Source organism: Streptomyces sp. NPDC031365 (assembly GCF_055569765.1).
The window spans coordinates 247,654-272,592 of the sequence record NZ_JBVIIM010000005.1 but is presented as its reverse complement, the minus strand read 5'-3'; the positions used below and the strand labels follow the sequence as shown (position 1 = coordinate 272,592).

25 protein-coding genes are annotated in these 24,939 nt (G+C 70.4%); 13 read left to right on the top strand and 12 right to left on the bottom strand.

Features of this window, described 5'->3' with window-relative positions:
- Window positions 1–6: 6 nt before the first annotated feature.
- A complete protein-coding gene (locus tag ACZ5C2_RS11340) occupies window positions 7–261 on the bottom strand; it encodes a hypothetical protein (protein ID WP_468789059.1) in 255 nt (84 codons plus the stop codon).
- 235 nt (window positions 262–496) lie between these two features.
- Here ACZ5C2_RS11340 and ACZ5C2_RS11335 point away from each other — a divergent pair, with 235 nt between their 5' ends.
- Entirely contained in the window at window positions 497–1,501 is a 1,005-nt protein-coding gene (locus ACZ5C2_RS11335; RefSeq protein WP_468789057.1) for a glycoside hydrolase family 11 protein, read from the top strand.
- A gap of 25 nt (window positions 1,502–1,526) precedes the next feature.
- Window positions 1,527–2,531, top strand: coding sequence for a polysaccharide deacetylase family protein (locus ACZ5C2_RS11330; RefSeq protein WP_468789055.1), 1,005 nt, complete (start codon window positions 1,527–1,529; stop codon window positions 2,529–2,531).
- Between the two features lie 57 nt (window positions 2,532–2,588).
- Here ACZ5C2_RS11330 and ACZ5C2_RS11325 read toward each other — a convergent pair whose 3' ends face one another.
- Both ACZ5C2_RS11325 and ACZ5C2_RS11320 read right to left on the bottom strand, forming a co-directional pair.
- Window positions 2,589–3,230 (bottom strand): dienelactone hydrolase family protein, encoded by a 642-nt coding sequence (locus tag ACZ5C2_RS11325; protein ID WP_468789053.1) that lies wholly within the window; start codon window positions 3,228–3,230, stop codon window positions 2,589–2,591.
- 14 nt (window positions 3,231–3,244) lie between these two features.
- The gene (locus ACZ5C2_RS11320; protein WP_468789051.1) at window positions 3,245–3,670 is read right to left on the bottom strand and encodes a DUF2267 domain-containing protein; all 426 of its coding nucleotides are present in this window, start codon (window positions 3,668–3,670) and stop codon (window positions 3,245–3,247) included.
- A 155-nt stretch (window positions 3,671–3,825) separates the two neighbouring features.
- On the opposite strand from ACZ5C2_RS11320, the gene ACZ5C2_RS11315 reads away from it, so the two are divergent.
- Entirely contained in the window at window positions 3,826–4,161 is a 336-nt protein-coding gene (locus tag ACZ5C2_RS11315; protein WP_468789049.1) for a DUF6343 family protein, read from the top strand.
- Between the two features lie 123 nt (window positions 4,162–4,284).
- On the opposite strand, the gene ACZ5C2_RS11310 is transcribed toward ACZ5C2_RS11315, so the two are convergent.
- From ACZ5C2_RS11310 to ACZ5C2_RS11295, 4 genes are all read right to left on the bottom strand, one after another.
- Entirely contained in the window at window positions 4,285–5,022 is a 738-nt protein-coding gene (locus ACZ5C2_RS11310) for a nitroreductase family protein (protein ID WP_468789047.1), read from the bottom strand.
- A gap of 90 nt (window positions 5,023–5,112) precedes the next feature.
- Window positions 5,113–5,238 (bottom strand): hypothetical protein, encoded by a 126-nt coding sequence (locus ACZ5C2_RS11305; protein WP_468789045.1) that lies wholly within the window; start codon window positions 5,236–5,238, stop codon window positions 5,113–5,115.
- A 164-nt stretch (window positions 5,239–5,402) separates the two neighbouring features.
- The gene (locus ACZ5C2_RS11300; protein ID WP_468789043.1) at window positions 5,403–6,062 is read right to left on the bottom strand and encodes an SDR family oxidoreductase; all 660 of its coding nucleotides are present in this window, start codon (window positions 6,060–6,062) and stop codon (window positions 5,403–5,405) included.
- Window positions 6,063–6,355: 293 nt separating this feature from the next.
- Window positions 6,356–6,994, bottom strand: a complete 639-nt coding sequence (locus ACZ5C2_RS11295; protein ID WP_468789041.1) for a hypothetical protein — start codon at window positions 6,992–6,994, stop codon at window positions 6,356–6,358.
- Window positions 6,995–7,138: 144 nt separating this feature from the next.
- On the opposite strand from ACZ5C2_RS11295, the gene ACZ5C2_RS11290 reads away from it, so the two are divergent.
- On the top strand, window positions 7,139–7,471 hold the full coding sequence (locus ACZ5C2_RS11290; protein WP_468789039.1) for a deoxyxylulose-5-phosphate synthase: 333 nt from the start codon (window positions 7,139–7,141) through the stop codon (window positions 7,469–7,471).
- 26 nt (window positions 7,472–7,497) lie between these two features.
- The gene (locus ACZ5C2_RS11285; RefSeq protein WP_468789037.1) at window positions 7,498–8,337 is read left to right on the top strand and encodes an SMI1/KNR4 family protein; all 840 of its coding nucleotides are present in this window, start codon (window positions 7,498–7,500) and stop codon (window positions 8,335–8,337) included.
- Between the two features lie 171 nt (window positions 8,338–8,508).
- Here ACZ5C2_RS11285 and ACZ5C2_RS11280 read toward each other — a convergent pair whose 3' ends face one another.
- Both ACZ5C2_RS11280 and ACZ5C2_RS11275 read right to left on the bottom strand, forming a co-directional pair.
- Window positions 8,509–8,853: a hypothetical protein gene (locus ACZ5C2_RS11280; protein WP_468789035.1), complete on the bottom strand. Its 345-nt coding sequence runs from the start codon at window positions 8,851–8,853 to the stop codon at window positions 8,509–8,511.
- A 125-nt stretch (window positions 8,854–8,978) separates the two neighbouring features.
- Complete coding sequence (locus tag ACZ5C2_RS11275) at window positions 8,979–11,528, bottom strand: GmrSD restriction endonuclease domain-containing protein (RefSeq protein WP_468789033.1); 2,550 nt, start codon at window positions 11,526–11,528, stop codon at window positions 8,979–8,981.
- Between the two features lie 715 nt (window positions 11,529–12,243).
- Between ACZ5C2_RS11275 and ACZ5C2_RS11270 the strand changes: the two genes are divergently transcribed.
- Window positions 12,244–12,486, top strand: coding sequence for a hypothetical protein (locus tag ACZ5C2_RS11270; RefSeq protein ID WP_468789031.1), 243 nt, complete (start codon window positions 12,244–12,246; stop codon window positions 12,484–12,486).
- A gap of 359 nt (window positions 12,487–12,845) precedes the next feature.
- Here ACZ5C2_RS11270 and ACZ5C2_RS11265 read toward each other — a convergent pair whose 3' ends face one another.
- From ACZ5C2_RS11265 to ACZ5C2_RS11255, 3 genes are all read right to left on the bottom strand, one after another.
- On the bottom strand, window positions 12,846–13,730 hold the full coding sequence (locus ACZ5C2_RS11265) for a fructosamine kinase family protein (RefSeq protein ID WP_468789029.1): 885 nt from the start codon (window positions 13,728–13,730) through the stop codon (window positions 12,846–12,848).
- A 144-nt stretch (window positions 13,731–13,874) separates the two neighbouring features.
- The gene (locus ACZ5C2_RS11260; RefSeq protein ID WP_468789027.1) at window positions 13,875–14,285 is read right to left on the bottom strand and encodes a GNAT family N-acetyltransferase; all 411 of its coding nucleotides are present in this window, start codon (window positions 14,283–14,285) and stop codon (window positions 13,875–13,877) included.
- A 456-nt stretch (window positions 14,286–14,741) separates the two neighbouring features.
- The gene (locus tag ACZ5C2_RS11255; protein WP_468789025.1) at window positions 14,742–15,764 is read right to left on the bottom strand and encodes a LacI family DNA-binding transcriptional regulator; all 1,023 of its coding nucleotides are present in this window, start codon (window positions 15,762–15,764) and stop codon (window positions 14,742–14,744) included.
- Between the two features lie 138 nt (window positions 15,765–15,902).
- On the opposite strand from ACZ5C2_RS11255, the gene ACZ5C2_RS11250 reads away from it, so the two are divergent.
- The 7 genes from ACZ5C2_RS11250 (at window position 15,903) to adhP (ending at window position 24,746) form a co-directional block, all read left to right on the top strand.
- Window positions 15,903–17,207 (top strand): ABC transporter substrate-binding protein, encoded by a 1,305-nt coding sequence (locus ACZ5C2_RS11250; RefSeq protein WP_468789023.1) that lies wholly within the window; start codon window positions 15,903–15,905, stop codon window positions 17,205–17,207.
- A 10-nt stretch (window positions 17,208–17,217) separates the two neighbouring features.
- Window positions 17,218–18,174, top strand: coding sequence for a carbohydrate ABC transporter permease (locus ACZ5C2_RS11245; RefSeq protein ID WP_468789021.1), 957 nt, complete (start codon window positions 17,218–17,220; stop codon window positions 18,172–18,174).
- Window positions 18,171–18,989 (top strand): carbohydrate ABC transporter permease, encoded by an 819-nt coding sequence (locus ACZ5C2_RS11240; protein ID WP_468789019.1) that lies wholly within the window; start codon window positions 18,171–18,173, stop codon window positions 18,987–18,989. Before ACZ5C2_RS11245 ends, ACZ5C2_RS11240 begins: the two co-directional genes overlap by 4 nt.
- Complete coding sequence (locus tag ACZ5C2_RS11235; protein WP_468789017.1) at window positions 18,986–21,367, top strand: beta-xylosidase/alpha-l-arabinosidase; 2,382 nt, start codon at window positions 18,986–18,988, stop codon at window positions 21,365–21,367. Before ACZ5C2_RS11240 ends, ACZ5C2_RS11235 begins: the two co-directional genes overlap by 4 nt.
- A gap of 712 nt (window positions 21,368–22,079) precedes the next feature.
- Window positions 22,080–22,427, top strand: a complete 348-nt coding sequence (locus ACZ5C2_RS11230; protein WP_468789015.1) for a hypothetical protein — start codon at window positions 22,080–22,082, stop codon at window positions 22,425–22,427.
- A gap of 360 nt (window positions 22,428–22,787) precedes the next feature.
- Window positions 22,788–23,690, top strand: coding sequence for a universal stress protein (locus tag ACZ5C2_RS11225; RefSeq protein ID WP_468789013.1), 903 nt, complete (start codon window positions 22,788–22,790; stop codon window positions 23,688–23,690).
- Window positions 23,691–23,723: 33 nt separating this feature from the next.
- Window positions 23,724–24,746 carry an alcohol dehydrogenase AdhP gene (gene adhP / locus ACZ5C2_RS11220; RefSeq protein ID WP_468789011.1) on the top strand — a complete coding sequence of 341 codons (1,023 nt, stop codon included), beginning with the start codon at window positions 23,724–23,726 and terminating at the stop codon, window positions 24,744–24,746.
- The last annotated feature ends 193 nt before the right edge of the window (window positions 24,747–24,939 follow it).

Below are 24,939 nucleotides of genomic sequence, written 5' to 3'. Positions count from 1 at the left end.
CCGCGGTCAGCGGGTCTCCGCCGTGAGCGCCTCGACCCGGCGCAGGGTGCGGACCGCCTCCGCGGCGTGAACGCCGTCCAGGGTCGCGGATCCTCCCGGCGAGGAACGTGATGCCGTGAGCCGCAGTGCGACCGGACCCTCCTCAGCACGGGCCCGGGACAACGCCGTCTCGGAGACAGGGCCTTGGCTCGCCCCCGACAGGACGCCCGACGTCCCCCGGGAGCGGCTGACCACCCCGCTGTCGAGTCCGCCGTGGCCCATCGAAACATTCGGTAACGCCATATCAGGCTTCGGCACTTGCTCGGCTCATTCCATGTGTTCCCTGAATTTGACCGGTTCAGTACCTCTCGTGAACTGCGGAAACCCGTAGCCGGCCTCGTTTTGGATCAAGCGAAGATTTCGAAACATTGACCGAAACTGTTGACGGTTGACGCGCACAGACCAACACTGTCCGGCATTGACCTCCCCAACCGAGCCGTCACAGGAGGCGCACCACATGAACGTGTCCGCACCCCCGAGGGGCCACAGACGCAGCCGTCTGCTGCTCAGCGTCAGAAGTGTCTGGACCATCGCGCTGGCCGCCGTCACCGCGTTGCTCCTGACCGCCACCACGGCCACCGCCGCCGTGACCACGAACCAGACCGGCACCAACAACGGCTGGTGGTACTCGTTCTGGACCGACGCCCAGGGAACCGTCTCCATGGACCTGGGCTCCGGCGGCAACTACAGCACTCAGTGGAGCAACACCGGCAACTTCGTCGCGGGCAAGGGCTGGAGCACCGGCGGGCGCAAGACCGTCAACTACTCCGGCTCCTTCAACCCGTCCGGGAACGCGTACCTGACGCTCTACGGATGGACCACCGGCCCGCTCGTCGAGTACTACATCGTCGACAACTGGGGCACCTACCGGCCCACCGGCGAGTACAAGGGCACCGTCACCAGCGACGGCGGCACGTACGACATCTACAAGACGACCCGGTACAACGCCCCCTCCATCGAGGGCACCAGGACCTTCGACCAGTACTGGAGCGTCCGGCAGTCCAAGCGCACGGGCGGCACCATCACCAGCGGCAACCACTTCGACGCCTGGGCGAGCAAGGGGATGAACCTGGGCAACCACAACTACATGATCATGGCCACCGAGGGCTACCAGAGCAGCGGCAACTCCAACATCACGGTGAGCGAAGGCTCCGGCGGTGGCGGTGGCGGTGGCGGTGGCGGCGGTGGCACCCCCGGTGGCTGCAACGCGACCCTGTCGGCCGGCGAGAAGTTCGGCGACCGCTACAACCTCAACGTCTCGGTGAGCGGTTCCAGCAACTGGACCGTCACGATGCGGGTGCCGTCCCCGGCGAAGGTCTCGGCGACCTGGAACGTCAGCGCGTCCTACCCCGACAGCCAGACGCTCGTCGCCACGTCCAACGGCAACGGCAACAACTGGGGCACCACGATCCAGACCAACGGCAACTGGACCTGGCCGTCGGTCTCCTGCAGCGCCGGCTGACCCTCGCACGAGGAGGACTCCTCTCATGAGCACCGGAAAACGACAGTCGGTCACCCGGTACCTGGTCCCGGGACTGGCCGTCGCCGCACTGACCGTGGCAGGCACCGTGACCTCGACCGTCAACGCACCCGAGTCGCACGCGGCCGCCTGCAACGGCTACGTCGGCCTCACCTTCGACGACGGCCCCTCGACCAGCACCAGAAGCCTGCTCAACGCGCTCACGCAGAACGGGCTGCGGGCCACGATGTTCAACCAGGGTCAGTACGCCGCCGCCAACCCGTCCCTGGTCAAGGCGCAGGTCGACGCAGGCATGTGGGTTGCCAACCACAGCTACACCCACCCCCACATGACCCAGCTGAGCCAGTCCCAGATGGACTCGGAGATCGCCCGCACCCAGCAGGCGATCGCCAACGCGGGCGGCGGCACGCCGAAGTTGTTCCGCCCTCCGTACGGCGAGACCAACTCGACACTGCGTGCGCTCGAGGCCAAGTACGGTCTGACCGAGGTCATTTGGGACGTCGACTCGCAGGACTGGAACAACGCGAGCACCGACGCCATTGTGCAGGCCGCCTCCCGGCTCACCAACGGTCAGGTCATCCTGATGCACGACTGGTCGGCCAACACCATCGCCGCGATCCCGCGCATCGCGCAGAACCTGGCGTCCAGGGGTCTGTGCGCCGGCATGATCTCCCCGGGGACCGGCCGCGCCGTGGCCCCCGACGGTTCCGGAGGCGGTGGCGGGGGAGGCGGTGGTGGTGGCGGTACCTCGTGCGCCGCGACCCTGTCCGCGGGCAGCCGCTGGGGCGACCGTTACAACCTCAACGTCTCGGTCAGCGGTGCGGACAACTGGACCGTGACCATGAACGTGCCCTCACCGGCCAAGGTGTCGGCGACCTGGAACGTCAGCACGTCCTACCCCGACGGTCAGACGCTCGTCGCGAAGTCCAACGGCAGCGGCAACAACTGGGGGGTGACGATTCAGACCAACGGCAACTGGAACTGGCCGACGGTCTCCTGCAGCACGAGCTGAACCCGAACCAAGGGCGAGCCGCAGCGCACACCACGCCGCGGCTCGCCGCACGCCCTGTCACAGATGCGTACGGAACCAGTCGGCGGCGAGCCCGGCGACCTCCTCCAGCGCGCCGGGCTCGGGGAAGAGGTGGGTCGCGCCGGGCACCACGTGGATGCGGTGCTCGGCGGGCAGTCGCCCGGCGGCCCGGCGGTTGAGCCCGAGGACCGTCTCGTCGTCACCCCCGACGACGAGCAGTACCGGGGACACGACCAGGGCCAGCGCGTCTCCCGCCAGATCCGGACGTCCGCCCCGCGACACGACGGCCGCCACCCGCCCGGGCCGCTCCGTCGCCGCCACCAGTGCCGCCGCTGCACCCGTGCTCGCCCCGAACAGGCCCACCGGAAGGTCCACGGTGTCCGGGCGCTGCTCGAGCCAGTCGATCGCATGCGCCAGGCGCCGTGCCAGCAGCCCGATGTCGAACCGGTGCCGCCCCGTCGCGGCGTCCTCGCTCTCCTCGTCCTCCGTCAGCAGGTCCAGAAGCAGCGTGCCGAACCCCGCCCCCTGCAATGCGGTGGCGACGGCCCGGTTGCGGGGACTGTGCCGTGAGCTGCCGCTGCCGTGCGCGAACAGGACCATCCCGCGCGCCCCGGCGGGAATCTCGAGATCACCGGCCAGATCCGCCCCACTCGAGGGAACCGTCACGGATGTGGACACCATGCCCGGTCACCCCCTCAGTCGGGGTTCTCGGCGGCACGCCCGACGGGCAGCAGACCTCCGATGTCCTTCGGCAGCGCGGCAGCCACCTTCTCCGTCAGCTCCGGAGCGAGGGCCGCGTCGAGCACCTCCAGCACGGCGGCAGCATCCCGCAGCGCGGCGTCCTCGTCCGTCTCCGCACGGCCGGCGATGCGTCCGGCGAACGTCGTCAGGCCGAATCGTTCACCCGAGGTGGCGGCCGGCCCCTCGACGACGGCATCCCTGGCCTGACGCATGGGTGCGGCCAGAGTCGGAGGCAGTTGGGCGGCCACATGGTCCGCCGGGCCGGACGGCAGCCGCTCGGCCGGCGTGCTCAGCACGGCACGGGTCGCCATCTCCGCCGATCCCCGGTCCGGGAGCCGGGTGAGGGCCTGCACTTTCCCGATGATCTCATCGTGATGCATGAGGTGGTGTCCTTCCGCACGGTGCGGTCGTCGGCGGACGAGTACCCGCGACGGATGCCCGGGACACCGGTCTGCGCTCGGATGCCCGGATACCCGTTTGCCCTCGTCACACCCGGATACCCGGCCCGTCCGGACCAGCCCGGGAGGAGTGCGGCATGCGTGACCAACGTACCGGCCGAGCCGGGAAGCCGGCCTCCCCTGCCCGCTCCGGAGCGGTCGGCCGCCGCTTCCCCCGCTCCGGCACCGAGCCGGTCACCGCCCGCAGCCCGCTGCGTCTGCGCCTGCTGCTCGCGGCGGTGTTCCTGCCCCTCTTCGTCGCGGGCTGTGCCCTCTTCGGCGTCTGGGCCGCGAACGCCGACCCGGGTGACAGCCCCGGCCGTGGCCCGCTGATCTTCCTCTCGGCCGTCTGTGGAGTGCTCGCCCTGACGGCCCTCCTGGACCTCCTCGTCGTACTGCGCCGCCTGCGGGGCGAACGGGGAACCGCCCGCTGACCGACCGCGGGCGACACTTTCCTGCCCCGCTCGCGGGCCGACGGGTCCGCAGACCGGGTGCCCGGGCCACGACCGTGTACCCGGGCGGGAACCAACCCCCCACCCTGGACGAGCCGTTGCGGCCTACCAGCCGTTCCGGTGCACGACCTCGGCCACCGGGCGGCGGCTCACCGGGCCGAACCTGCCGCGCGGCCATCCCACCGGGATGGCCGCGAACGTGTTCATGGCGTCGGGGATGCCCAGCGCCGCCTTCCACTCGTTCTCCAGGAACAGGTGCCAGATGGTGATGTTGGCGGCGAGACCCAGGCCCCGCGCGGCGAGCAGCAGGTTCTGTACGCCCGGGTAGACGCAGGAGCCCTCCGCCAGCGCGGAGAACCGCTCCTGGATCCGCCCCATGCGCTCCGCCGCCTCCGCGCCGAGAGCCTCGGCGTAGCGCTGGAGGCCCTCCTGCTCGATCCTCGGCTCCGGGAACTGGTAGCAGGGCACGATCAGCGCCGGGGTCTCGGCGAAGTGGTCACGCTGGTACTCGATGGCGGCGACCATGCGTCCGTACGCGGCCTCGTCCATGCCGGCGGGAGCGTACTTGCCGGTGGTGGCCAGGTAGGCGTCCACACACCGCTTCCACAGGGGGGCGAGATCGGCCATGACCGCGGGGTCGGTGACGACGACGTACTCGAAGCGCTGCATGTTGCCGCCGCTGGGACCCCAGACGGCTGCCTGTATCAGCCGGTCCAGGAGCTCGTCGGGAACCGGATCGGGCCGCAGGCGCCGCATGGCCCGCATGGTGGACATCGTCGTGAAGAGGGCCGGTTCGGCGGTGTCGCCGACCGGTGCCTCGGACAGGGCGTCTGGAGTATGCATGATCGCGAGTGTAGGGACTGCGTGTGCCGGGAAAGGCCATCAGTCCCAACAACCGCGGACATTGACGCTGCCTCAGCGGCACGAGGTGTGTCAGATGTCGAGTCCGCCCGCCGCGAGCAGGTCGGACACGTCGCTCGCAGTGAGGAGCTGCCGGGCCCTCACGGACTCCCGGGTGAGAGCGCGTGTCGACGGGGAACGTGCCGTTGTGTTCAGCATCTGCTCCGCATCTCTGGCCGAACCGTCCACGTGCCGCTCCCGTTAGCCTCCTGCGTGGAGCAGGAGCATCCTCTCGTCCGTGACGTCTGGGCCTGGCAGGGGAGCCGGTGACAGACGAGCCCGTGTCGTGACCGTGAGCAGTTCGTCGTTGACGTTCCCACCCATCAGGTCGAGCGCCGCGTGCGCGGTCTGCTCTCCCATGGAGGAGCCATCTGCCGGTGAGCCTCCTCCCGGCTGATCTCCTCGACGGACACCTCGTGCCCCAGGGCCGCCCCGATCGCTCGGGCCTGCTGCCGGGGTGTGATCCGTGCCGGTCCGGTCAGTGCGTACGTCCGCCCGCGGTGCCCCGGCCGGGTCAACGCCGCCCGCGCCACCGCAGCGATGCCGACGGGTTGCACGGCGGGAAGTTCGATGTCCGCATAGGGCAACCGGATCGACCGGTGCTCCCGGATTGACACCGCCCACCACAGGGCGGCCGACGCGAACTGCGTCGGACGCAGGAGCGTCCAGCTCATTCCGCTGTCCCCGAGCAGCCACTCGACGGCCAGGTTCCCGGCGGCGGCGGGCAGGTGCGGATGGGTCCGCACCGTCACGGAGGACACGAGCACCACGTGCTCCACACCCGCCTGCCGGGTGGCGGTGAGAATGTTCGCGTCCGCGCCCATGCCCGGTACGAGGAACAGGGAACGCGCTCCGTCCAGTGCCGGCTTCAGCGAGGCGGGCCGGACGAGGTCACCCTCGAGGGCTTCGACTTCGTCGGGGAAGGAGGACTGTGTGGCGTCACGCGTCAGGCCCCGCACGGGTGAGGCGCCGGACTCGTGCAACTGCCGTACTCCCACAGGCCGGGCCGGGGGAAGTCGAGCACCCGATTGTCGGCGTTGAGCCACTGCCGGTAGAAACTGCGCAGGAGAGGTGGGCGAGCGCGGGATTCCTCGTCGATGGTCCGGTCGGGATGCGGGAAGCCCGGCAGGCACGCGGGGCGTGTGCGAGTCGACGATCCCGCGTCTTCTTGAAGAGGAGGGCCTTGGCCTCCGGGTCTCTCGCCCGCTGCCGCCGTGCCTGGTGCCGACGGCGTCGCAAGCCGCGCCCCGCGCACATGACGGCGGGGCGACACGTCCTATGCGCCGGGCGTACCCGGGTCGCGGAGGAGCAGGGCGCGGGCGAGGGCGGACGTCACCGGGGCTGCGTGGCCGGGCAGTTGTCGGGCGGCCCACGCGACCGCCAGGACCAGGAACTCGGCCAGGTCGCGCTCCGCGCCGGTGAGTAGACGTCGCAGTTCGCCGGCTGCCAGCTCGATCACGGGGCTGTCGTCCCGGTCGGCGTCCACGGTCAGGCGGACGACGTCGCCGTGACGTTCGGCGAGCGGGGATGGGTCGTGGCCGAAGGAGGCCCAGCCGTCTCCGTCGAGGACGTCGAACCAGTCGCGGCGTTCCTCGAGGCCGTTGCAGCAGCCCGGCAGCAGGGTGACGCCGGAGGCCGTGTCCGTGACCTGCAGGCCGCCGGACGCGTGGAGGTCGTCCATGGTGAGCAGCCCGTGCAGGAAGGAGCCGAGCGGGTCCGCGGGCCGCGACGGGTGGCCGTCGGCCGCCGGTACGACGTCGTTGTGGGCGGCGATGCTCATGACCGCCGTGCCGACGTCGGCGGGAGCGAGCGTGCCGCTGAGCGGCAGGAGGCCATACGACTCGATCCCGGCGACCGGCCAGTGCGTGAAGTCGGCGGGGGCGGAGACTTCGAGGACAGGCTGCAACACGATCATCCGGAGAGTGTGCGGCACGTCGTCCCCGTTCCGCACTGCCACACTGCGACGGCTACCGTCCGTGAGAATCCCCGAAGACCTCCAGGCAGTGCCCCTGCTCCCAAATGCGTGGAACCCCGCACAGGTGCCGCCTACCCTTGCCGCATGGGCCACGCGAAGACCTCCTACGTTTGCCTGCCCTGTCGGGCCTCGTACAAGCAGCCCTACGACAGGGACAGGCCGCACCGCACCTGTCCCCGCTGCGCGGAACCGCTCATCCACGTGGGGTCGGCCTTCGCGGCACCCCCACGCCGGGACACCACGGCCTGGCGCACGCTGTCCGTCCTCCTCCACGCCGGCGTCCGCTTCCACAAGGGGTGCTGCGGCGGGCCCGGTTACCGTCCGCGTACGCTGAGGGAGGTACGTGAGCGCATGACGTACGCCCGCCGCACGGGAGAGTCCTTCGCCAGGGCGCTCGTACGCCACGACGTGCCGTGACGGAAAACGTAGGACTGGCACGGTTCGTGACTCCACCTCCGGTCCCCGTCGACGCCCGCGGAAGCTGGTCGGCGGTGGAAGCCGCGCTCGGGACGCGGCTGCCCGAGGACTACAAGCACCTCGTCGAGGCGTACGGGTGGGGCGAGTTCTGCGACTACCTCAATCTCCACACCCCGTTCGGCACGAGCAGGCACAACGGCCTCGCGTGGCAGAGCGGCAGGCCGTCCGGCATGGCGGAGAGAGACCGGGAGCGCTACCCGTACCCTCTCCATCCGGATCCGGGCGGACTGCTGCTCTGGGGCACCACCATCGACGCCGACCGGCTCTGCTGGCTCACCACGGGAACGGCCGAGAACTGGCCCGTAGTGGTGTGGAGCAGCGAAAGCCGTTACGAGACCCATCCCATGGGTGCCGCCGGGTTCGTCGAGGCATGGACCAGGGGATGCATCACCTCCCGGCTGCTCGCGGACATGGAGCCGGAACCGGCCCCGTGGTTCAACGCGTTCCGGCCCCGTATCCACCGCTGCCTGCGCCTCTCGGAGGGGCCACTCGACCACGACCAGCGCCTGACGATCCTCCGGGAGGCGCTGGCCCCGACCGTGGACCGGGGCACCTGGCGGTCGGAACGGGGCGACGCCGGTCAGGACCACTTCGCCACCGTCGATACCGACTGGCTGCTCACCTACGACGTGTCGCACCCGCACCAGATCCGGAGCTCGTTCCCGCCGGAGGACGGCCCCGCGGCCCGGCGACGCCTTTTCGCCGCCGTCCGGAGGATGCGGTGCGAGGTGACCCGGATCAGCGCGTCCGACGGCGTGCCGCTACCCGCCTGGGACACGGTCACCGACGAGGACACGCAGGCGTAGGCGGCGCGTGTCCCGAGGGCGTGGCTCAGGCGGGACAGCCGGCCCTGCGAGGTGATCGTGCCCCAGCGGATCACCAGGTAGCCCGAACCGCCGATCTCCGCCACGGCGTAGTGGGTGCACGGCCAGCCGTCGCCCGAGGTCTGCCGTTGGTCCCCCAGGGCCCGGCACGCCTCACCGGCGACCATGTCCGCCCAGGTCTCGGCCGCCGTCCGGACTCAACCAGCCGATGTGACGAAACACGGGCACGATACGGAAGTGGACGAAGCCGGGTACCGGCGTCTCCTCGTCCTCGGCGGGGAAGAACAAGGCGTGCTGGAGAGGCTTCTCGTCCTGGGGATCCTCCAGATCGACGAGCGGCAGGTTAGGACGGTCGTAGCCGGGTTCCAGTGTGACGCCTCCCCGCGCCGTCAGCTCTCGCAGTGCAAGCAGTCCCACCCGATCGGTGAGGTCCCACGTGGTCAGAGACCTGGTGAACCGCGGCCTGTCGCGCCCGCCGACGTACGTCAGGTACACCATGATGCGGAGTTCTGGCCGCCCGGCGTGCGAGTGACGCCCGAACGCAGCCGTTCGTGGAGATTGGACAGGGCCGAGGGCATCTCGGGCATCACCGGAGGCCTGTGGAGCCGTGATGGTCGCTTCGCTCAGTCGCGATGTGTCAGATCCAGTGCCATCGTGTGTACGAACCAGTCCAGCACCCCGCAGATCTCCTCCCCGTGCTCCGCGAACACCCGCACCGGGAAGGACGGGCGCAGCTCCAGCTTCGCTTCGGGCAGGTCGATGCCGTCGATCTTGTTGAGGCGGTTCAGCAGCTCACGGCGCTGTTCCGTGTCGTCGAAGGGACGGCGGTCCTTGAGGTACTGGAAGACGACCTCGACCGCTCCGCCCACCGGGTAGATCGCCAAGGGCCAGATCAGATGAGGGCGGCGACTGGTGCCGGCGTCGAGCATCGGGAAGCAACTCGTCTCCTCATGGCGGCCGTAGTTGACGTAACCACCTTGGAGACGCCAGAAGTCGAGTGCGCCCAGGACCCCGGCGGACGCCTCGGGCCAGTGTCCCTGCAACTGTGCGCGGAAGCGCTCGGCCGCCGCCGCGTCCTCTCCGCCGGGGAGGGGATCGTGCGAGACGGACTGCGCGACGTCCTTGCCGAGCAGGGTGGCCAGCTCGGCGGCGGTCAGGCGCTGCGAGCCGTGGGCACGGCCCGACGGGTCGAACATCACGCCTTCGCTCATCAGCAGCTCCTGCGGCGGCTGCCGCTCGCTGCCCTCCTCCCAGCGGAACGCCGGGGAGATCTTTCCGTCCGCGGTGAGGACACGGTGGGCCCCGATCACGGTGGGGTTGGAGCCCAGGTAGGTGCCGACCGGCACCGGGTGGCTGCCGATCAGCTCGGCGACATCACCGTACGTCGTCCACGTGCCGCTCGGCATCGCCACCAGGACCGCCCGCAGTTCCGCCCATCCCGGCCATTCCTCGCCGGTCGGCTTGACTCCGCCGATGGGGCCGGGCCACAGCTCCACCGCCCGTTCCGTCAGACGGTCGGCACGGGCCAGGATCTCGTTCTTGCCCCATCGCCGCTCCGCGGCGATCTCCTGGTTCATGCGCAGGGCGCTCGAGTCGAGGATCTGCTGCTTGCGCTCGAACGGGCTGTTGGACAGCTTCGCGTTGTCCCCGGTGAGGGTCAGGTTGCCCAGTGTGTGCACCAGCAGATCGTGCAATTCCTGGGGGGTCTGGTTCGGCTCGGTCTCGTCGGCGAGCAGATCGAACCAGGCCGGGGCCGGGCGCTGCGGAAGCACGTGCTCGACGCTGAGGGCCGCCTTGACGAAGTCGACGGGCTCGCTGGAACCGTAGCTCTCCTCCAGCCTGCGCAGGATGTGACTCCGCTGCGGGGGCCGGCCGCTCCAGTAGAACGGCTTGCTGCGGATCGCCTCGCGCAGTTCCTCGTCGCTCGGCCACCGGCGGCGTCGCCCGGACAGGAACCGCCGGACCGCCTCGGCGGCGGGGCGGTCGGTCTCCAGCTCCTTCGGAGCCTCCATGAAGATGCGGTTGAGGCCGGTGGTCGGCGTCTGGCAGATGAGTCGCCGCACCAGGTAGGACTCGACGTACCGCAGTGCCTCCGCCGCGTCCTCGGATGTGGTGGTTCCGCCGTCGACGAGGTCCAGCAGGTGCAGGGCCAAGGGGTAGTGGGTCTGGCCGCCCCAGGCGGCCAGGCGCTCCAGCACGGCGCGCAGCGCGGGTGACCGTTCACGCCGGGGCTCGATGATGCGGAGGAACCGCTTTCCCCGCTCGGCCAGCTGCGCGATCTCACGCTGCAGTGAGTCCTCGTCGCCGGCCAGTGGCAGCAGCCGCTTCTGCTGCTCCCGGTAGATCTCGCTCTGCTTGGTCTTGTGGTGGCCCCGCACCACCAGGTCCAGCCAGACGAGGAGTTCGAGGTTCTTGGGGCCGAGGCTCTGCTGCATGGGCAGCCACAGTTCCTGGTAGACCCGCTCACCCTGCTTGGGCAGGAGCATGAACACGTAGTTGCGCAGCAGGTCGCTCTGGCTCAGCCCGACGCCCGTGTTGTTGATCGACTCGAAGATCCGGTACACGTTGTCACCGGACTCCGCGGTGATCTCCACGATCGACAGCAGATCCTTGAGGACGGTGCCGACCGTCGCGATCCACCGGTCGTCCCCGGCGGCTTCCTGCCCCTCGGCGAGCGCGCCGAGGAAGAAGCGGTAGGCGGCACCGATGTTGTCGCTCCCGCCGGCCTCCGCCCGGGACTGGACGCAGGCCGTGTACGCCTCGCGGTCGGCCTGCGTTGGCAGCAACCGGTAGTGGTCGAGGCCCTCGTGGTATTCGTTCACCAGGAGCTGACGGTGAATCCGGGTGACACCGCGTGTGTCACCCGTCTTCTTGAGATGGTCGCGTAACGCGGCGAACGCCAGCATCAAGGTGGTCAGTCGTTGCTGGCCGTCCACGACGAGCCACCGCTGCACACCGCCGGCCTGGAATTGGCCGGGTGCGAGCACCACGGAGCCGAGGAAGTGCGGGGCGACGGTTTCGCCCGACAGTTGCTGGTCGACGAGTTCGCCGACATCCTCCCAGAGCCGCGTCAGCTGCTCCCTTCCCCAGCTGTACGTCCGCTGGTAGAGGGGGACTTGAAACTGCTTCTCCCCTTGGATCAGCTTGAGGAAGGTGATTTCCTGCGCGCGCATACGCTTCCTTTCCCGGCCAGGTGGGCAAGGCCTGACGCTTGTCCAACGGGCTCGGTCCCACGGCGGTCACTCAATCCAGGATGCACTCAGTCAACAGCGAGGGGTGTCAAGCCACCCGCGGTTGAGGGAGTACCCCTGTGGGCCGGAACGCTTGCATCGACGGAGCGAGTGACGAACTGCTGGCCATGACCTACGCGGCCCGCCCTACCCGGCGTTGACCCGAGCCCTCACGGCCGCAGCGGAGCGGGGTGTGGCCATCGACGTGGTCGTCGAGACTCTGGCAGGCGCGAGAGGGCTCCTTTCCGGCCGGGAGCCGGCCGAGGCGTTCGGGGGTGCGCCTGTGGCACTGGGCTCGCGATCTGGTCCGTCACCCGCACTCGCGTCAGCACGCCAAGGTCGCGGTAGCCGATCGCCGGACGCTGTTCCCGGGCAGTGCCAACCTGAGCGGTGGTGAGGCACCGAAGCGAGCGGCCGAGCACATCGTGGAGTTGCAGCGTCTCGGGGAGTTGAGGCGACTTCCGTCCTGACCGCGGAGGACCTCGCGCCCGGCGTGCCGATGAGCGTCGGGCTGTGCGCGGGGCGGACCGGACGCCAGGACGGCGAGCGGAGTTCGGCCACACCGTGCTTCCGACGCCGCTCCAGGTCTGCTCGGCGACGGGTGCCTGCTTCGTCGATCCGGTGACGGACCGGCCACGCGTGCGATCATGCTGGTGCCATGACCCTACGTGATCCGAAGGCCGAGGTGCAGCAGCTCCTCTACGAACTCTGTGTCGACCTCGGCTTCTGTCTCCCACCACAGGAACAGCAGCGACTGCAGGAGACGCCACCGGTCGACGCGGACGACTTCACCGACGCCGTCTTTCAGGCGGAAGGCATGGACCCCGGCCGGCACGGGCAACTGCGACGTCAGGTGCGGGAGAAGGTGGATCGGCACATGCGCGAGTGGGGCGGTCCCTGAAGCCTGCCGGAGTCCTCTACGTACATACATGGCGTGTGCTGAGGCGGCCGTTTCGGCGCGGCTGCCGCCGTTGTGAAGGCTGCTGCGGCGGCGGGCACGGATACCGTCCGCGTACCCCGAGGGGGGTCTGCGAGCGGATGACGTACGCCCGCCACACACGCGAGCCCTTCGCCAGTGCACTCGTGCGCCACGACCTGCCGAGACGGAAACCCCGGAACGGCACAGTCAGTGACGCCAATTCCCGGGTCCCGGTCCCCGTCGCGCCCGTGGAAACCGGACGGCATCGCGGGGCGGCGGTCCGGCAGGCCACTCGCCCGAGGTGAGGGCCGTTGTCAGCCGGAGGGCCGGGATCTTCCCGGTCAGGGTCGTCGGCGGAACGGAGCGAGCGTGGCGCGGACGAGGTCGGCGGCACCCCAGTCGGGGTCGAACTGCGCGATCACGGCCAGGTGTTGGCGGAGCTGGAGGATGGGCATGCGGGCGCGCCAGTCGCGGTCGAGCCGGGTCAGCTCGGCGTACAGCTCGAACAGCACGTGCGCCTCGGGTGGCGGTGCCGTGGTCCACAGGTGGGCCAGGTCGACCTCGGCCCACGTGTACGACACGGCCGGGTCGATCAGTGCGGGCCGCCCGTCGGGAGTGGCCATGACGTTCTGCGCCCACAGATCGCCGTGCGTCAGGCACGCGGGCGCGACCGGCAGCAGTTCGGGCAGCCGGGCGCACAGCCGCTCCAGCGCCTCCCGGTCCGCGTGGTCCAACGCCTCCTCGACACGGGGCTCACTCAGCCAGCGCAGCAGCCGGTGCCGCGCGAAGAACTCGAACCCGTCGTCCTCCCAGGTGTTGACCTGCCGACGACGACCCAGCCGGTTGTCCTGGTGCCACCCGAACCGAGGGTGGCGGGTGGTGGTGTGCAGATGTGCGAGCCCGTGCGCGAGGTGCTCCCAGAAGACCTTGGTGCGTGGCGGGGGTTGGAGGACGGACAGCACGAGCAGGTCGCGGTCCGCAAGGATGACGTCGGGTGTGGTGATGCCGCCCGCCTCGCGCAGCGCGGTGAGTCCTTCGGCCTCCGCGCCGGCGGCGTCGCCTGACGACGGCTCACCGAGCGCCTTGGCGAACACCGTGGTGCCGTCACCGCGGCGGGCGAGCCCCGCGGTCGCGGCGAGCCCTCCCGTGGCCGGCTCGACTGCGACGACGTCGTGCAGACCGGCCGCGTGCAGGCGGGAGAGCAGAAGGGACATCGGTTCTGTCACGAGTGGGCTCCTCAGTGGTGGTGACCATCGGGGAAGTGGGGCGGTGCGCAGCGCCGCCCGACGCCACCTGCCTGCCCGGCGCCGCGTTCGGAGTATGCACGCCCCGGACGTCGGCCACGGGCCGGATGGGCGGGGTGCTCGCGCTCAGGCCGATACGGGTTCGGCCGGACCCACCACGCCGTCGTCCGGCGCGTCGGCAAGCGGAAACTGTCCCTGCTGCTGGGAGAGCGCGAGGTCGCGGTGGCTGGCGGCGCCGGTGGACAGGACGATGCGCCGGCTTCCCTCCCCGGCCGACTCGGCCCGGCGCAGCAGCCACCGCCCCACACCCAGCCCCCGCAGGTCGGGCACGAAGGCGAGCCGCCCGACGTGCAGATCGGCGCCGGTGTGACGGGTGCGGGCCATACCGAGCGGCTGCCCGTCCTGCCACAGCCCCGCCGTGTCCCAGTCGGCCAGCCGGGCGCGCACCTCGTCGGGCGACTCGTGGAGCGCCGCAATCGCCAGGGTGTCGTCGGCGAGCGCCTCGTCCATCCGGCAGCAGCGCCGCAGGACCGTCACCTCGGGGGCGCCGTCCGAGCCGAGACGCCGGGCGTACGAGCCGGGGAGCGGACCCCGCCACGGCGTCCGCCCGTCCGCCCGTCCGCCCGTCCGCGTTCGCGCACGGGGACAGGGCCCCCGAGGCGTCCGCCCGTTCCTCCAGCAGCTCTGGCCGCCGAACTCGCCCGTGTCCGCTGTCTGCGGTCCGTGGCTGGGTCGTGTGGCGCAGGGGCTGACCGGCGGGACGGCCAAGGGTGTGTTGCGAAGGCGGCGCCCGCCGCACGACGCCCGGCACGCCCTCTGGCCGCACCGTCCGAAAGCCCGGTGACGCCGAGTGCAAGGGCTTCCCGGGCGGTACGCCGAGAGCGCGCACCGGACGCCGCGAGGCCGCCCTCCGGGCGACGACGCCACGTTCTCAACAGCCGGGCGCACGTCGGCCTTATCCGAGGCAGCGGGGCCGCTTGGCGCGCGTCGGCCTCACGCTCCTTCGAGCCGGGCCGTGCTCTGCCGCACCACCAGATGCGTCGCCAGCTCGATGCGCTGCGCCGCCGCGCCGGGGTCCTCCGGGCGGAGGAGCATGCGGGAGGCCTCCTCGGCCATGCGCCGCAAGGGCTGGTGGACCGTGGTGAGGGGCGGGCTCGACCACTGGGCCAGGGGGACGTCGTCGTAGCCCACCACCGACAGATCCTCCGGCACGCGCAGGCCCGTGACCCGGGTCGCCTCCAGGACCCCGAGCGCCTGGAGGTCGCTGCCCGCGAAGACGGCCGTCGGCCGGTCGCGGCCCTTGAGCAGGTCCATGGCATGCTCGAAACCGCTCTGTACATGGAAGTCGCCGAAGCGCATCAGACGCGGGTCGGTCTCCAGGCCCGCCATCGCCATGGCCGAGCGGTAGCCGTCGAGGCGGGCGAGTGAGCAGAGCATGTCCTCGGGGCCGGTGATGATCGCGACCCGCTCGTGACCGAGGTCGGTGAGATGGCGGGTGGCGGCGAGGCCGCCGGCCCAGTTCGCGGAGCCGACCGAGGGGACGTCGGGGTCGGGGTCGCCGGCGGGGTCGATGACCACGAAGGGGATGGCCGCCGCCCTGAGCTGGCGCTTTATGTCCCCCGGGAGGCTGGAGAAGACCAGCACGACGCCCAGCGGCCTGCGCTGCAGCACCCCCGGGAGCCACTCGGGTGCGGGAGTGTGCCGGGTGCCGCTCTCGGTGAGCACCACCGTCGCGCGGTTGTCCTTGGCGACGTTCTCCACGCCCCGGATCAGCTCCATCGCCCAGACGCTCTCCAGCTCGTGGAAGACGATTTCGATGAGCGGGGAACGGGACGACGGCTGAGCGCGACGGCGGTAGCCGTGGGCGTCCAGCAGTCGTTCCACCTTGGCCCGGGTCGCGCGCGAGACATCCGAACGGCCGTTGAGGACCTTCGAAACTGTCGGCATCGAAACGCCGGCCTCTTTCGCCACCGTGGCCAGGGTGACTCTGCCGCTCACCTCGTCGTCATCGTGCATAGGCGCAGGATACGGCACGGCGTGTCGATAACGGTTTGGGTGAGTACCGACTCGACCGTTGACCGAAACACCGGTCTGACCTACTGTCCCACGGCATGGACTTTCGGTGATGAGGCCGAAACTTTCGAAAGGCGAACGATGAAGACACGTGCGCGCTTGCCCAGACTGGTCGCCTTTGGTGCGACGCTCTCCCTCGCACTCAGCCTCTCGGCCTGCGGTGACGGGAACGGCGGGGCGTCGGCGGACGACGGCAAGATCCATATCCTGGTCTACGGGGACGCCACCAACAAGATCGAGAAGCAGGTCGTCGACAAGTTCAACAAGACGTCCGACGTCAAGGCGGTCCTCGACACCATTCCCGGTGCGGAGTACCAGCAGAAGCTTCAGACGATCATCAGCACCCCCCAGGCCCCGGACGTCTTCTTCAACTGGGGCGGCGGCAGCATCAAGCCGTTCGTCAAGGCCGACCTGCTCCTGCCGCTCGACGGCTTCATCAAGAAGAACCCGGACCTCGAGAACAAGTTCCTGCCGTCCGTCTTCAGCAACGCCGTGGTCGACGGCAAGCCGTACGGCGTCCCGATGCGCGGCACCCAGCCGGTCCTGCTCTTCCACAACAAGAACGTCCTCAAGGACGCGGGCGTCACGCCGCCGAAGACCTGGGACGAACTGCTCGACGCCGTCGGCAAGCTCAAGGACAAGGGTGTCACGCCGATCGCACTCGGCGGCGGTGACATCTGGCCGACGCAGATGTGGTTCCAGTACCTCTTCGACCGCATCGCCGGACCGGACCTGCTCGCGAAGGCCATCAAGGGCGACAAGAGCGCCTGGGAGAGCCCGGACAGCAAGAAGGCCCTGAACATGATCAGGGAGCTCGTCGACACCGGCGCCTTCGGCAAGAACTACGACTCCGTCAAGTACACCAACGGCGGATCGGTCCAGCTGCTGGCTTCGGGCAAGGCCGGCTTCGAACTGATGGGCTCCTGGTACTACTCCCAGCAGCAGACGGACCACCCGGACTTCGCCGAGAAGGGCCTCGGCTACAGCGCCTTCCCGACCGTCGAGGGCGGTAAGGGCGACCCGGCCAACGTCGCCGGCAACACCAACAACTACTACTCGGTGATGAAGAAGACCAAGCACCCCGAGGCCGTCGCCGAGTTCCTGAAGCTCATGTACTCCGACGAGTTCGTCAAGTCGCAGCTGGACGTCGGCAACCTGACGACCACGACCAACACGGACAAGTTCATCGACACCTCGGCCACCCCCGAGTACTCGCGCTTCCAGTACGACCTGGTCGCCGACGCCCCGTCGTTCCAGCTCTCCTGGGACCAGGCGTACCCGCAGAAGGCCAGCTCGGACCTGCACAAGGCCGTCCAGCAGTTCTTCAACGGACAGCTCGACACGGACGGCTTCATCAAGGCCATGCAGGCACTCCCGACCGACTGACGAACGGCTCATGACCACAAAGATCACGAGCGCCCGGTCCGCCGCCGGACCCCGCAAGGGGTCCCGGCGGCGGCCGCCCGCCTCGTCCGCAACGCAGGTGGGTCGCCCCGGCTTCGCCTGGGCGCTGCCCGCCGCAGTGTTCTTCGCCCTCTTCGCGATCACCCCGCTGATCATGGTGGCGGTGTTGTCCTTCATGAGCTGGGACGGGATCGGCTCGCCCGAGTTCGTCGGCATGGACAACTGGTCGCGCCTGATGGACGACCCCGTGATGCTCAAGAGCATCTGGCTGACCCTGCTGCTGACCGTGCTCGGGGTGGTCATCCAGACCCCGCTGAGCATCGTGCTCGGCGTCTGGGCGGCCGGCCACCAGCGCAACCGGGCCGTCCTGTCCGTCATCTACTTCATCCCGCTGCTGCTGTCCGCCACGGCCGTCTCCGTGCTCTGGCGGGCGCTGCTCGACCCGAACTTCGGCATCCCGGCCGACGCCACCTGGCTGTTCGGCGACGGCAACCTGTTCGGTGATCAGGCCACCGCCATCGGTGTCCTGGCGTTCGTCAGCACCTGGCAGTTCACCCCGTTCCACACCCTGATCTACCAGGGCGCCGCCCGGGCCGTTCCGCGCGTGCTCTACCAGGCCGCGGAGATCGACGGAGCGGGCCGCTACCGGCAGTTCTTCCACATCACCCTGCCGCAGCTGCGCAATGCGATGATCACCTCGATGATCCTGATGATCGTCGGCGGTCTGACCACCTTCGAGACCGTGCTCATCCTGACCCAGGGCGGCCCCGGTACCGACACCACCATCAGCGCCTACTACATGTACGACAAGGCGTTCAAGGGCTTCGACTTCGGCGCCGGCTCCGCCATCGCCCTGGCCCTGGTCATCGCGGCCACGATCATCTCGCTCATCGTCGTCCGGGTCTCCGGCTACGACAAGATGCGCAGCACCATGGAGGGTGTGTCATGAGGCGCCGTCCCAACTACCTGGCCGGCGCCGGATCCCTCTTCTGGCTCTTCGTGGTCGGCCTGCCGCTGTACGTGCTGCTCGCCGCGACCCTGCGCACCCGCCAGGACTACGCCGAGAACGGCCCGGTCTCCATCCCGGACACCTTCACCCTGGACAACTACACCGGCGCCTTCAACTCGGGCTTCGACCAGTACTTCTTCAACACGCTGGTCGTCACCGCCTGCGTGATCGGCATCGTGCTGCTGCTGGTCCCGCCGCTCGCCTACGCGATCGTCCGCAGCCGCGGCCGGACCACGTCGGCGATCTTCCGGCTGTTCCTGCTCGGCCTGGCCATCCCGGCCCAGGCCGTCATCGTGCCGATGTTCTACCTGATCAGCGAAGCCGGGCTGTACGACAACCTGCTGGGCGTCATCCTGCCCACGGCCGCGTTCTGCCTGCCCATGTCGGCTCTGATCCTCAGCGGCGCGATGCGTGACATCTCCCCGGAACTGTACGAGGCGATGGCCATGGACGGCGCCTCCCCGCGGCGCATGTTCTTCCAGCTGGTACTGCCGCTGTCGAGGGGCGGACTGTCCACGATCGTGGTCTTCTCCGCGCTCCAGGCATGGAACGGCTTCCTGTTCCCGCTCGTCCTGACCCAGTCCGACTCCAGCAAGGTCGTGACCCTGGGTCTGTACAACTTCCAGACCGAACACGGCATCGACATCCCCGGTCTGCTGGGAGCCGTGGTGCTGTCGATGGTGCCCATCCTGCTCGTCTACCTGTTCGCCCGCCGTGCCCTGGTCCAGGGCCTGATGGGTGTCGGAGGAAAGTGACTGCCGACGTGGCCGTAGAGACCACCCCCGAAATCCCCCTCTGGAACGACCCCGACCGCCCAGTCGCCGCCCGGGTCGACGCGCTGATCGGCGCGATGACCCTGGAAGAGAAGATCGCCCAGCTGTACGGCGTGTGGGTCGGCGCGTCCGCCAACGGCGGCGAAGTGGCCCCGCACCAGCACGACATGGAGGAGGCCGTCGACCTCGACGCGCTTCTGCCCTCCGGCCTGGGCCAGCTGACCCGCCCCTTCGGCACCGCACCCGTCGACCCGGCGCTCGGCGCGCTCTCCCTGCTGCGCACCCAGTCCCGTATCACCTCGGCGAACCGCTTCGGCATTCCCGCCGTCGCCCACGAGGAGTGCCTGGCCGGCTTCGCCGCCTGGGGAGCCACCGCCTACCCCGTCCCGCTGTCCTGGGGCGCCACCTTCGACCCGGACGTGGTGCGCCGCATGGCCGCCGCCATCGGCCGCGACATGCGGTCCGTCGGTGTCCACCAAGGTCTCGCGCCCGTCCTCGACGTGGTGCGCGACGCCCGCTGGGGTCGGGTGGAGGAGACCATCGGCGAGGACCCGTACCTGGTCGGCACCATCGGCACCGCGTACGTGCAGGGCCTGGAGTCCGCCGGCATCGTCGCCACCCTGAAGCACTTCGTCGGCTACTCGGCCTCCCGCGCCGGACGCAACCTCGCCCCCTCGTCCATGGGCGCCCGCGAACGGGCCGACGTCCTGCTGCCGCCGTTCGAGATGGCCATCCGCGAGGGCGGCGCCCGCTCCGTGATGCACTCCTACACGGACACCGACGGCGTCCCCGCCGCGGCCGACGAGAGTCTGCTGACCGGACTGCTCCGCGACGCCTGGGGCTTCGACGGCACCGTCGTCGCCGACTACTTCGGCATCGCCTTCCTCAGGACCCTGCACGGCATCGCGGGCGACTGGGCCGGCGCCGCGGGCGCCGCGCTCAAGGCCGGCGTCGACGTCGAACTGCCCACCGTCAAGACGTTCGGCGCACCGCTCGTCGAGGCCGTCACGGACGGCCGGGTACCGGAGTCGGTCATCGACCGCGCCCTGCGCCGCGTCCTCGGCCAGAAGGCGATGCTCGGCCTGCTCGACCCGGACTGGAGCCCGGTGCCGCCCGCGCTCGACGGCGCCGACCTGGACGACCCGGACGCCCTGCGCGGCAAGATCGACCTGGACCGGCCGGAGAACCGGGAACTGGCGCGCGAGATCGCCGAGAAGGCGGTCGTTCTGCTCACCAACGACGGCACCCTGCCGCTCACCCGGCCCCGCCGCATCGCCCTGGTCGGCCCCAACGCGGCCGAGGCCACCGCCGTACTGGGCTGCTACTCCTTCCCCCAGCACGTGGGCGTGCAGCACCCGGACGTCCCGGTCGGCATCGACCTGCCCACCCTGCGGGACACCCTGGCCGCCGAGTTCCCCGACGCGGACATCACGGTCGTCCGCGGCACCGGCGTCGATGACGGAGACCTCTCCGGCATCGGCGCGGCGGTCGACGCGGCCGGGGAGGCGGACATCGTTATCGCCGTACTCGGCGACCGCGCGGGCCTGTTCGGCCGCGGCACCAGCGGCGAGGGCTGCGACGCGGAGTCCCTCGCGCTGCCCGGCGCCCAGCAGCACCTGCTGGACGCGCTGCTCGACTCCGGCAGTCCGGTGGTGACCGTCCTGCTCGCCGGGCGGCCGTACGCGCTCGGCCGCGCCACCGCCGAGTCCGCGGCGATCGTGCAGTCCTTCTTCCCCGGAGTCGCCGGCACCCACGCCATCGCCGGGGTACTCAGCGGACGCACCGACCCCTCCGGAAGGCTCCCGGTCAGCGTGCCGCGCGGCCCGGGCTCCCAGCCGACCACCTACCTCGGTGCCCGGCTCGCCCAGGTCAGCGAGGTGTCCAACATCGACCCGACGCCGGCGTTCGGCTTCGGCCACGGCCTGACGTACACGGAGTTCGCCTGGAGCGACCTCACCGTGGACACCGAACAGGCTCCCACCGACGGAGAGTTCACCCTCTCCCTCACCGTCCGCAACACCGGTGACCGCTCCGGCACCGACGTCGTGCAGCTCTATCTCCACGACCCGGTCGCCTCCGTCGTCCAGCCGGTGCAGCGCCTCGTCGGCTACGCCCGGGTGCCGCTGGAGCCGGGCGAGGCCCGCCGCGTCCACGTCACGGTCCCGGCCGATGTGGCCAGCTTCACCGGCCGCGACGGCCGCCGGGTCGTCGAACCCGGTGACCTGGAACTCCGCCTCGCCACGTCGAGCACGGACGCGCGCCTGACGGCGGCGGTCACCCTGACCGGCCAGGAACGCCAGGTGGACCACACCCGCCGCTTCCACGCGGCCTTCACCCAGGAGCCGGCGGCGCAGGCCTGACCCGGACAGTCCGACACGGTCCCCGGCCGGCAGGCACCGGCCGGGGACCGCGCCATGGCGGGTTCATGGAGCGACGCCCGCTCTCACCGTGTGGTGCGCGACGTGACCGACTGGCGTGCGAAACCATGCCGTCCGCGCGCCCCCGTCTACGACACCCGGCGACCCGTGCCCAACTCCACGCCATTCCGCAGCTTTCCCTCAGCGGCCCGCCGGTGGAGGCCGAGTGAGCCCCCGGGAACCGGTGCCCTCCATGACGGCGTTGGGCACCGCCTCGCTCGAGGAGGCGGCACTGGACCTGCTGCTGGACATCGGCTGGGGTCAGACGCCGAGCCCACCCGTCGCGAGCAGGTCCGCGACATCGCTCACCAGTTTCCTGCTCAGGTCGCCGGCCCTGTTACCGGCTCACACCGATCCTCGGCCGCGGTGCGATGGACCCTGTCCGGCAGGGGTGTGACCTGCGCCTGGAGCGACCCGTGGCCGCTCAGCGCAGTCGGCCGCCAGTGGCCCCTTCGCGCACGATGGTGCCGCAGGGCACGCCGTCCCGTGCGCGAGGCCCAGGCTGATCTGCTGGTCCTCCCGCGTTCCCGTCAGGCTCGTGACCTCGGCGACGAACACGTCTGCCCCGCGTCGCTCACCTGCACGGCCCGGCCTTGTGTGCGGGCCCCGATATCGGGTAGCCGGGCGAAAACGCCCGAATCATGAGGTGAGAGCGATGCTCATGTTGGCGCTTCTGCTGGTGCTGGCCACCGCGGCTTTCACGACCATCGCCGTCGTGGAGAACTTTTCCGCTGGGCCCGACTACGCGGTGGAGATGTTCGGCAATCACCTGGTGACGCTGAGCGCGCCGGGGCTGTTCCTTTCCGGCGTGGGACTGACGTTGATCTTCTGCCTGGACTTGCCACGCTCGCCGCCGGTCTCAAGCGGCGACGCCGCGTGCGCAGGGCCGGCGCATCCCCACGCGCGGCATCCACGCCGGGGGAGGAGCGGACTGACCGTCCACCGCGGTCGCAGTCCGCTCACCACCGACGGGGACGGCACATCTTCGGACATTGAACCGTAGGCACACCGGGCGGTCGGAGACCCGGTGTGCCGAGGACGACCTCGGTGGTGTGCGAGTCCCCGTCACGGGAGGAGCGGTGCCGACCTGCCCCGGACGGCGGCGTCACGCCGGCCGGGTCCGCAGGAGCGGGGAGCGCGGGCAGCGAGACCTCTCCCAGCGCGCACCGATGTTCCTTACCACCATCGGGCCAGACGCCTGCTGCCGGTGCGGCGAAGTACGCCCCCGGGCTCGCCGACGGGCGCACCGCACCGGCGCACCGGTGGGGCCGGTCGGTCCTGGAGGGGGGCCAGGAGCCCCTGGTCCGAGAATCCGTCCTACGAGACGCTTGTAGCCGGAGCACCGATACTGGAGGAGGGCACCATGGCCCGCACGATCACCGTAGGACTCGACGGCTCGGCCGAGAGCCGCGCCGGTGCCGAGTGGGCGGCCCGCGAGGCGGAACTGCGCGGCCTGCCGGTCCGGCTGGTTCACGTGTGGCAGCCGGTGCCGGAGCCGATCGCCCAGGCTCCGCTCCTGGGTGCGGAGACCCAGCAGTGGACCGAGCGGATCCCCCGCGAGGCAGCGGAGGACCTGGGGCTGCGTCACCCCGGGGTCGAGGTGCGCACCGAGCACCGTTCCGGCACGCCCTCCGACATCCTGGTGGAGGTCGCTCGTGACGCGGAGCTGCTGGTTCTTGGATCCCGTGCGCTGAGCGGGCTGGGCGGATTCCTGGTGGGGTCCGTCGGGCAGGCCGTGGTCGCCCGGACCGAGGTGCCCGTGGTCCTGGTGCGCGCCGGGGCACAGGCCGCGGACGAACACGCGCTGGACCCGGCCGGTGTCCCGTCCGCCGCCACCGCGTTCCGGCCGGTCGTGCTCGGCCTGGACGCCAAAGGCTCCGACGACACCGTCATCGACTTCGCCTTCCAGGAGGCACAGCGTCGCACCACGGACGTGCGCGTCGTTCAGGCCTGGAACGCGTCGCCGTACTCCGTCTACACCGTGGGCTCGGGCTTCGAGCCCCATGAGGAGTTCGCCCGCGAGAGGGCCGACGCACTCGCCGTGGCATTGCGTCCCTGGCGGCAGAAGTACCCGGACGTGCCGGTCGTGGAGATCTCCCGCCCGGGCAGCGCCGCCGCCCTCCTGATCGACGCCTCCCGTGACGCCTCCCTCGTCGTCGTGGGCCGGCGCATACGCCGCGGTCCCTTCGGCGCCCACATCGGTGCCGTCACCCACGCGGTGCTGCATCACTCCACCGCTCCCATCGCCGTCGTCGCACACGACTGACGCGTTCCACCACGCAAGAGAAGCGAGCACATCATGAAGGCAGCGGTCGTACGGGAGTTCGGAAAACCCCTGGTCATCGAGGAGCGCCCCGATCCCGAGCCCGGCCCCGGCCAGGTCCGCGTCCGCGTGGAGGCGTCGGGGTTGTGCCACACCGACATCCACGCCGCGCACGGTGACTGGCCCGTCAAGCCCACTCCACCCTTCGTGCCCGGCCACGAAGGTGTCGGCCTCGTCGAGAAGCTCGGCGAAGGCGTCACGCACCTCGCCGTCGGTCAACGGGTCGCCGTGCCGTGGCTGGGCAGCGCGTGCGGGCGGTGCGAGCACTGCCTGTCCGGCTGGGAGACGCTGTGCGAGAGCCAGGTCAACACCGGCTACGGCTGTGACGGCGGCTACGCCGAGAAGATGCTGGCATGGGCCGACTTCGCGCAGCCCGTGCCCGAGGGCGTCAGCGCCGTCGACGCCGCCCCGCTGACCTGCGCGGGCGTCACCACCTACAAGGCTCTGAAGGTCGCCGACGTCCGGCCCGCCCAGCTCGTCGCCATCTCCGGCATCGGCGGACTCGGCCACCTGGCGGTCCAGTACGCGAAGATCGCCGGCGCCACCGTCGCGGCCATCGACGTCACCGACGACAAGCTCGAACTCGCCCGGGAACTCGGCGCGGACATCCTCATCGACGCCCGCACCCAGGACGTCGGCGCGGAGCTCAGGCGGCACGGAGGCGCCCATGCCGCCCTCGCCCTCGCCGTGAACCCGGCCGCCTTCGAAGCAGTCAACTCCGGCCTGCGACGCGGCGGAAAGCTCGTCATGGTCGCCCTGCCCGCCCACGGGACCATCCAGGTGCCCATCTTCGACACCGTGCTCAACGGCACCTCGGTGATCGGCTCCATCGTCGGCACCCGCCAGGACCTCGCCGAGGTCTTCCAACTCCACGCGGCCGGCCGGACCAGGGTCATCCAGGAGACCCGCCCGCTCACCTCCGTCAACGAATCCATCGACGAGGTCCTGCACGGTCAGGTCAAGGCCCGCATCGTCTTCGACCTCGGAGCGGGAGGCTGAGCACGCTGCACCAGGTCGTCGCGTCGACGGGCCGATTCCGGCCCGCCGGCCGTCGACGGGCGGCCGGCGCCTACGACGCGGGGCCGGCCGGCGGCGGCCCCGAACCCCGGACCCCGGCACAAGGACGCCCGGCGCCCAGTACGGCGAGACCGTGGGCAGCGAGCGTGCTCCGGGTTCCTCGCGGGCACAGCGC

Coding starts and splice junctions, on each gene's coding strand:
- ACZ5C2_RS11225 (WP_468789013.1), top strand. CDS start 22,788: ATGGCCCGCACGATCACCGTAGGACTCGACGGCTCGGCCGAGAGCCGC.
- ACZ5C2_RS11250 (WP_468789023.1), top strand. CDS start 15,903: ATGAAGACACGTGCGCGCTTGCCCAGACTGGTCGCCTTTGGTGCGACG.
- ACZ5C2_RS11335 (WP_468789057.1), top strand. CDS start 497: ATGAACGTGTCCGCACCCCCGAGGGGCCACAGACGCAGCCGTCTGCTG.
- ACZ5C2_RS11340 (WP_468789059.1), bottom strand. CDS start 261: ATGGGCCACGGCGGACTCGACAGCGGGGTGGTCAGCCGCTCCCGGGGG.
- ACZ5C2_RS11330 (WP_468789055.1), top strand. CDS start 1,527: ATGAGCACCGGAAAACGACAGTCGGTCACCCGGTACCTGGTCCCGGGA.
- ACZ5C2_RS11230 (WP_468789015.1), top strand. CDS start 22,080: ATGCTCATGTTGGCGCTTCTGCTGGTGCTGGCCACCGCGGCTTTCACG.
- ACZ5C2_RS11320 (WP_468789051.1), bottom strand. CDS start 3,670: ATGCATCACGATGAGATCATCGGGAAAGTGCAGGCCCTCACCCGGCTC.
- ACZ5C2_RS11270 (WP_468789031.1), top strand. CDS start 12,244: ATGACCCTACGTGATCCGAAGGCCGAGGTGCAGCAGCTCCTCTACGAA.
- ACZ5C2_RS11290 (WP_468789039.1), top strand. CDS start 7,139: ATGGGCCACGCGAAGACCTCCTACGTTTGCCTGCCCTGTCGGGCCTCG.
- ACZ5C2_RS11245 (WP_468789021.1), top strand. CDS start 17,218: ATGACCACAAAGATCACGAGCGCCCGGTCCGCCGCCGGACCCCGCAAG.
- ACZ5C2_RS11295 (WP_468789041.1), bottom strand. CDS start 6,994: ATGATCGTGTTGCAGCCTGTCCTCGAAGTCTCCGCCCCCGCCGACTTC.
- ACZ5C2_RS11255 (WP_468789025.1), bottom strand. CDS start 15,764: ATGCACGATGACGACGAGGTGAGCGGCAGAGTCACCCTGGCCACGGTG.
- ACZ5C2_RS11305 (WP_468789045.1), bottom strand. CDS start 5,238: ATGCTGAACACAACGGCACGTTCCCCGTCGACACGCGCTCTCACCCGG.
- ACZ5C2_RS11280 (WP_468789035.1), bottom strand. CDS start 8,853: ATGGTGTACCTGACGTACGTCGGCGGGCGCGACAGGCCGCGGTTCACC.
- ACZ5C2_RS11315 (WP_468789049.1), top strand. CDS start 3,826: ATGCGTGACCAACGTACCGGCCGAGCCGGGAAGCCGGCCTCCCCTGCC.
- ACZ5C2_RS11240 (WP_468789019.1), top strand. CDS start 18,171: ATGAGGCGCCGTCCCAACTACCTGGCCGGCGCCGGATCCCTCTTCTGG.
- ACZ5C2_RS11310 (WP_468789047.1), bottom strand. CDS start 5,022: ATGCATACTCCAGACGCCCTGTCCGAGGCACCGGTCGGCGACACCGCC.
- ACZ5C2_RS11275 (WP_468789033.1), bottom strand. CDS start 11,528: ATGCGCGCGCAGGAAATCACCTTCCTCAAGCTGATCCAAGGGGAGAAG.
- ACZ5C2_RS11325 (WP_468789053.1), bottom strand. CDS start 3,230: ATGGTGTCCACATCCGTGACGGTTCCCTCGAGTGGGGCGGATCTGGCC.
- adhP (WP_468789011.1), top strand. CDS start 23,724: ATGAAGGCAGCGGTCGTACGGGAGTTCGGAAAACCCCTGGTCATCGAG.